The following is a 7,697-nucleotide window of genomic DNA, read 5'->3' as shown; positions in this document are numbered from 1 at the left end:
TAGTCCTGATGATTGAAGGGGGGTTGACCCCCTCCAATCATCCCACAATTCCCCTCACCGCCAACCGGGGAGGTGTGGCGGGAGTACCCTTGTGGATGTCTAGATGGATGAGAGCAAAGTTAAGAAAATATATAGTAAAAATAGATTCTGGTACCGTAAATTAAATCAATTCAGTGTATGATTACACAAATAATTAATTGGGGATGAGATTAGACTCTTCCACTTATGCTTGACATCAGTAAGTAGTAATACCAAAAAAATTTTCATCAAGATTCAGCTTCATTGAAGATAATTAGGTATGTGGATAGTGAGTGAGGAAGCAAAAATCGATGCGGATAATGCGGAGAACTGTAATTCAGGCAGGTAAACTGTGGCATATACTGCCAATAAATGAACAGTTGAGGGCAAAATTCGATTTATTAAGAACTCTTGTACGCCGGGACTTGGAGGCGAGATATAAAGGTTCTATTCTAGGAAATTTGTGGCCTTTGCTCAATCAGCTATCACAGTTACTGATTTACACTTATGTGTTTTCGATTGTGCTAAGGGTAAAGCTAAATATTACAGGTTTGCCAGAAAATAATTTCGTTTTTGGTTTGTGGCTATTTGCAGGTTTGCTTCCTTGGATTGCTTTTTCTGGGGGACTTATGCAATCTGCTAGTTCAGTAGTAAATCAGCCGAATTTAGTTAAGAAAGTAGTCTTCCCCCTGGCTTTACTACCATTAATACCAATTTTATCAACGCTCATTGAAAGTTCCTTTGGTTTAATGGCGTTGATTTTTTTTGTAGCAATTACCTCTCATACTTTACATCCTACGTTAGCTCTATTACCCTTAATCTGGATCACACAGTTAATGTTAACGACGGGATTGGGTTATTTAACTGCTGGACTCACCGTATTTTTGCGCGATATACCACAAAGCTTAGTAGTTATTCTCAACCTTTGGTTATATTTAACACCAATTGTTTATCCAGCGACAGCTATTCCCGAAGAATGGCGAAATTGGGTATTTTGGTTAAATCCCATGACGGCGATCGCGGAAGTTTATCGTGATCTGATTTTAGTTGGGGAGGTAAGGCATTGGGGAGAGTGGGGCGTAGCATCGGCGATCGCTGCGATCGTACTATGTTTCGGATTTCTGGTTTATAAAAGATTGCGTCCAGCTTTTGCTGATGTATTATAAGTAACGTTTATTTAAAAGCTTTGGGGAGTGACATTAAAAACATGGGAGAAGATTGGGCAATTTCTCTCAAAAATGTATCGAAATGCTTTAAGCGATATCCTCGGCCGGTAGATCGCTTGAAAGAAACTTTTTTACCTGGAAAAAGCACAGTAGATACATTTTGGGCGCTTAAGAATATCAACTTGGAAATTCCTAAGGGACAAACAGTAGGAGTTGTGGGACAAAACGGTTCCGGGAAAAGTACATTACTCCAAATTATTGCTGGGACACTAACTCCAACACTGGGAGAACTTCAAGTCAATGGTAGAGTAGGCGCGTTACTAGAATTAGGTAGTGGATTTAACCCAGAGTTTACAGGAAGACAAAATGTATTTTTTTACGGTAGATTGTTAGGTTTAAGTCAACAAGAAATTGAACAGCGTTTTGACGACATTGCTGGATTCGCAGAAATTGGTGATTTTATTGAACAACCTGTTAAAACCTATTCAAGCGGAATGTTTGTTAGACTAGCTTTCTCTGTAGTCGCACAAGTAAATGCAGATATATTGATTATAGATGAAGCACTAAGTGTAGGAGATATGTACTTTCAAAAAAAGTGCATTGAAAAAATGAAATCTTTAAAAAAACAAACAAGTATTTTGTACGTTAGTCATTCAATTACCAGCGTGCGTAATTTTTGTGATAGGGCGATTTGGATTAAGGAAGGTGAAGTTGAAAAAGATGGCGAATGTTCATTTGTTTGTGAAGCTTATGAAGATAGTTTTATACAGCGTCAAGCACAAAATGATGCGATAAATAAACAAAATGAAACTAACAAAATAACCAAGAATATAGATAACCAAGAGCAAGAAGTAGTTATAAGAGAAGTTACAACTAATAAGTCTACTTATTTAAGCGGTGAAGATATTACAATCACCTTAAATTTGGATTTTATTAAACCAATTCAATATTACGGTGTTGGTATACTGATTCGCAATGAAGCAGGAGATTTAGTTACGCTTTTCAATACAGTTAGAGATGATGTAGTAATTGAAAAACCTCATGAAGTCATCAAATTATGTATTCCTAACAATAATTTTACGAGAGGTACATATTTTATTTTTGCTTCCATAGTAGATGACCATATTTTATATCCTTATGACAAACTAGATTTTTCAGCCAATTTTTTTGTTGATGTCAAGAAAAATAATATTGGTATTCCCGTAGCAGAAGGTTACTTTAGAGCAGATCATAATTGGATATTTTAAATAAATTAAGCAGATTATATATTTTATGAATATGCCTAAAATTTTACTAACAAACCATCACCTCATTAATTATGCAGGCTCAGAACTTGTAACCCTCGATTTAGCGACTGAGTTCCAACAAAAAGGATGGGATGTAGTTGTTGCTACTTTTAGACTTGGTGGTGCGATCAAAGAAGATTTTAAAGAACGTGATATTGAAGTTGTTAACGTTTTACACCAGTCTTTATCACAAACTGAATTTGATTTAGTCTGGAGTCATCATTACCCAGTTTTGATTAAGTGCTTAGTTGAAGATGGGATTAAAACAAAATCTTTAATAATTAGTAGTTTGTCACCATACGAACCTTTAGAGGCTATTCCTTTTTTGCACTCTCAGGCTGACTTGATATTATGTAATTCAGAAGAAACGAAAAAAGAAATTATTAAAGAAACAAGTTATATTAATTTTGATAAATCTAAACTATTTGTTTTCAAAAATTCCGTACCTTCAAATTGGTTTGATATCAATCTGAGTAAAAAGAATACGGGATTAAGTAAAATAGCAATTATTTCTAATCATCCACCACAAGAAATTTTAGATACAATAGATATTTTGAAATCTAGAGAAATAGAGGTTGATTTAATAGGAATATCAGCGAATGCTAAACTAGTTAATATAGATTTACTGAGTTTATATGATGCAGTTATAACCATTGGGCGCACAGTGCAACACAGCATGGCCCTGGGAATACCTGCATTCTGTTATGACCATTTTGGTGGTCCCGGTTGGTTAACACCGGAGAACTTCCAAATAGCTGAGTGGTTTAACTATTCCGGTAGATGTTGCTACCAAAAGTTGACTAGCGAACAAATAGTGGACAAATTAATTAATGAATTTGTTGAAAGTAAAAAAAATGTAAGCTTTTTCCAGAGCTATGCAATCAATAATTATTCATTAACAAAAAATATTGATACTGTTCTGACTTATGTAACTGGTAGGGGAGAAGAAGACTATATTTCCTTTAATTCTGAAACAGTGATTGGAAAAGTCGGAAAAGTTTATCGACATATACTAGGTGAACGAGAAAATTTACAGCACGAATTAGAGCGATCGCATTCTCAAATCCAGCAAACACAAGTAGAATTAGAGCGATCGCACTCTCAACTCCAGCAAACACAAACAGAATTAGAGCGATCGCACTCTCAACTACAACATCTGCAAAAAGAAGTAGATTTTCTCCAAATCGCCCTACGTATCCAGTTTTGGAATAATCCGTTCATAAAAATTATTACACAACCATTTAAATTCCACGAAATCTCTCCCACTGGATATTTACAAGGTTACTTAGAAGCCCCAATTCTGCAAGAAAGCAGTGTTAATACTTTATTAGTCTCAGGTTGGCTATTTAGCACAGGAGTCAAAATCCAATCTCTAGTTTTAGTAAAACACGACTTATCTGAAGAGGAAATTCAATACGAACTTTCTCGTCCTGATGTATCACAAGCGTATCCAGACATAGAAAATGCAGGTTCATCCGGTTTTACACATACTCTTATTTTAGATAACCAATATTCCTTATATACAGATATTCAAATTTGGGCAATATTGGAAACAGGAGAAAGAATCTGCTGTTTTGCTAGACGAGTTAATTTTTTACACCTCAAAATGAATTCTAGAATTAAATTTTTCAAAAATCTATTAGAAAAAAATATCGCTAAATTATCTAGCTTTAATGAAATATCTCCCAATGGATATCTGCAAGGTTATTTAGAAGCACCAAGCCCTCAAGAAAGTAGTATTAATGGTACTTTGTTCATATCGGGTTGGCTATTCAGCACAGAAGCCAAAATTCAATCTCTGGTTGTGCTAAAAGACAACTCGTCAGAAGAGCAAATTGAATACGGACTGTCCCGTTCAGATGTATCTTTAGCATATCCAGATGTAGAAAACGCAGTTTCATCGGGTTTTACACATAATTTAATTTTAAATAACCAAAATTCTCGCCATATCAATATTCAAATTTGGGCAATATTGGAAACAGGAGAAAGAATCTGTTGCTTCACCAGACGTGTTAAATTTAAACCTGAAAGTCGAGAAAGAAAACTTGATAGACAAAGAAATAAAGTAAATCTCTTTTTATTTGTGCGTGGTGTAGTAACTAAGGCCATTACTGCCTACAAACAAGGCAGATTACCCTTGGCTCCAACTTTATGGATTTATTATCTGCGGCGTTATTATAGGCAGAGTCAGTATCTTCAAAACTATCAGAATATAGGTATACAATACTCAGGCATAATTCACCCTTGGCAAATACAAGACCCTTATCAAAGATGGCTGCAAACTAATGCTTTATCATCCAATCTTTTAACCAGGATGAAAGAGGATGCAGAAAAATTAGCCCCACAAGGAGTAAAGATCAGCGTTGTTGTACCCGTTTATAATACTCCTGAGAATTTTCTCACAGAAATGATTGACTCGGTAAGAAGTCAAATATACACAAATTGGGAATTGTGTATAGCTGATGATGCCTCTACCAAAGCTCATGTCCGAGAGATTTTACAGCAAATCATGGCAGAGGATTCACGAATAAAAGTAGTTTTTCGTCCCAACAATGGACACATTGTAGAAGCTACTAATTCAGCTTTGGAAATAGCTACAGGTGATTTCATTGCATTGTTGGATCATGATGACACTTTATCTTGTGATGCACTATTACACGTCGCCGAATGCGTAAACCAGCACCCTGAAGTTGACTGGATTTATACAGACGAAGATAAAATTAACGAATCTGGATACCATTTTGACCCACAAATGAAGGGTGCGTGGAGTCCTGAAATGGCTATCACTCACAACTTTACCCACCATCTCACAGTTATCCGCAAAACTTTAATTGATCAAGTAGGCGGAATGCGAAAAGGATTTCAAGGGGCGCAGGATTTAGACTTATTTTTGCGTGTGAGTGAAAAGACAACTCCAGATAAAATTCATCACATCCCTCATGTATGTTATCACTGGCGAACCCATGCCGGCAGTACAGCCTCACATGGTACTCAAAAGCAATACGTATTTGATAGCGCCTACAATGCTATAGAAGCAGCAATTCAACGCAGAGGTTTAAAAGCCACAACATTTCTACCCCCAATAGCAAAACAATATGGCTTATGTTTGCATCAACTCAAATGGGATGATTCCCTAATAGCAGAAAATCCAGTTACAATTGTTATCCCGACAAAAGATAGAGTAGACCTATTAAAGAAATGCGTTTCTAGTCTAGAAAAAACTGTAAACAAACGTTTTGTCAAATTATTAATAATAGACGACGGCTCTACAGAACAAGCAACTCACAAATACTTTGATAAATTACAACAAAATGGAATACTAGAGTGTCGAGTTATTAACTCTGAACGAAAAATAGATGTCTTCAATTATGCCCGATTAATGAATTTGGCTTGTGAACATATCGATACACCTTATGTACTTCACCTCAATAACGATATACAAGCGTTAGAGCCTGGTTGGTTAGAAGACATGGTTGGTTGGATGTCCATAGACGGCGTAGGCGTTGTAGGAGCTAAACTTTTATATCCTGACCAAACTATTCAACACGCTGGAGTGGTAGTTGGTCCACACAATGGACTAGCTGATCATTTATTTCACCATTTGCATAAGGAAGAAGTCGGATATATCTGTTTACCTCATGCAGCACGCAACGTTTCAGCCGTCACAGGCGCTTGTCTGTTAACTTCAACTAATTTATATCGTGAACTTGGTGGCTTTGATGAAGAAAATTTTGCCGTCGAGTATAACGACGTTGATTATTGCTTACGAGTGTTGCAATCTGGAAAACGTGTTGTCTATTCACCTCAATCTATCCTGATACACGAGACTAGCGCATCTAGAGGTAAAAGTTATAACCCTCAAGAACATATTGATTTTCTTGAAAAGTATCAAAATTTTGTAGATCCATTCTTTAGTAGAAAATTAGATATAAATTCTATGGTCATGGCTATTAATCCTTATAGTTATAGTCATTTAGATAGAATATCAACAGCCAAAATCCTCTTTATTACTCACAATCTAAATCTAGAAGGAGCGCCATTAATTGTTTATAATTATGCTCGCTATTTTGCGAGTCAAGGCAGTTGTGAGATATGCGTGATATCTTCCAAAGATGGCATTCTGCGGCAAAAATATGAGGAATTAAATATTCCCGTAAAAATTATTCAAGAAACATTACCTTTACATAACGAAAGTTTAGAAAAATATCGTCAACGTCTCCGAGAATTTGGGGAAAATCTCAATTTGGCATCTTATGATCTAGTAGTATGTAATACTTTACTTAGCTTTTGGGGAATAGAAATGGCAAGATTTTTTAAATCCCCAACTATCTGGCATATTCATGAAAGTCAAAATATAGATATGAGCATTGATAGTTTCTTTAGTCACGCATCTAAAGAAATTATTCAGAAAATATTGCCAGATTGCTTCACGAATGCCACTAGAGTAGTTTTTCAGGCTGAAGCTACACGGAGAATTTTTCATCAATTCGATACTAAAGGCAATTTTCGGACTATTTCAGGCGGAATTGATTTAGAAAAAATTAAAGATTTTCGCAACACTCACAGCAAATATCAATTACGAGAAAAATATGGCATAAACCAAGAGCATCTGGTAATTTCCATAGTGGGTACTACTTGTCAACGCAAAGGTCAACATATCTTTATCGAAGCTATTAAAGAACTAGAAAAACTTTGTGGAGACAAATTTGCTAATATATCTTGCCTCATTGTTGGTGCTAGAAAAGATAGCTATCTAGATTTATTAAATCGTCAAATACAAACATTAGAGCTAAAAAACATTACTATTCAGTTTGAAACGCAAGATGTTTATGATTTTTACGCTTTGAGCGATATTTTTGTCTGTGCATCTTTTGAAGAATCTTTTCCCAGAGTATTGTTAGAAGCGATGGCATTTGAATTGAAAATTATCAGTACTGATGTATTTGGTATTCCAGAAATAATTGAGGATGGGGGTCAAGGTTATTTAGTACAACCAGGAAACCCCAAAGCCTTGGCTGTGGCAATTTATCAATCTATAGTTGAACCAACTGTATCAGAGCGTATGGCCAAAAATGGCTACGCCAGACTACATCGAATGTTTGATAACAAAAATCTTTTACAACAGCATTGGTTACTAGCAAAAGAAGTTATTTTGAGTCAGCCTTATACAAAGTAACAATTAGAAAAGATTATCCTACCTTTGAACAATGGAAGCGATTGAACTCAA

3 protein-coding genes are annotated in these 7,697 nt (G+C 35.7%); all 3 read left to right on the top strand.

What is annotated here, in order from left to right:
• Positions 1–338 precede the first annotated feature (338 nt).
• From H6G18_RS18385 to H6G18_RS18375, 3 genes are read left to right on the top strand one after another with little or no spacing between them, the layout of a single operon-like run.
• A complete protein-coding gene (locus tag H6G18_RS18385; RefSeq protein WP_190408546.1) occupies positions 339–1,184 on the top strand; it encodes an ABC transporter permease in 846 nt (281 codons plus the stop codon).
• Positions 1,185–1,225: 41 nt separating this feature from the next.
• Positions 1,226–2,431: an ABC transporter ATP-binding protein gene (locus H6G18_RS18380; protein ID WP_190408545.1), complete on the top strand. Its 1,206-nt coding sequence runs from the start codon at positions 1,226–1,228 to the stop codon at positions 2,429–2,431.
• Between the two features lie 25 nt (positions 2,432–2,456).
• Positions 2,457–7,646, top strand: coding sequence for a glycosyltransferase (locus tag H6G18_RS18375; RefSeq protein WP_190408544.1), 5,190 nt, complete (start codon positions 2,457–2,459; stop codon positions 7,644–7,646).
• Positions 7,647–7,697 lie beyond the last annotated feature (51 nt).

It is taken from the genome of Anabaena subtropica FACHB-260, assembly GCF_014697105.1.
Lineage (GTDB): Bacteria > Cyanobacteriota > Cyanobacteriia > Cyanobacteriales > Nostocaceae > Trichormus > Trichormus subtropicus.
The sequence above is the reverse complement of the archived record's forward strand: the minus strand, read 5'-3'. Positions and strand labels throughout refer to the sequence as shown.

What these genes read in the sequence shown, in the direction of transcription:
- H6G18_RS18385 (WP_190408546.1), top strand. Translation starts at nt 339, where the DNA reads ATGCGGAGAACTGTAATTCAGGCAGGTAAACTGTGGCATATACTGCCA.
- H6G18_RS18380 (WP_190408545.1), top strand. Translation starts at nt 1,226, where the DNA reads ATGGGAGAAGATTGGGCAATTTCTCTCAAAAATGTATCGAAATGCTTT.
- H6G18_RS18375 (WP_190408544.1), top strand. Translation starts at nt 2,457, where the DNA reads ATGAATATGCCTAAAATTTTACTAACAAACCATCACCTCATTAATTAT.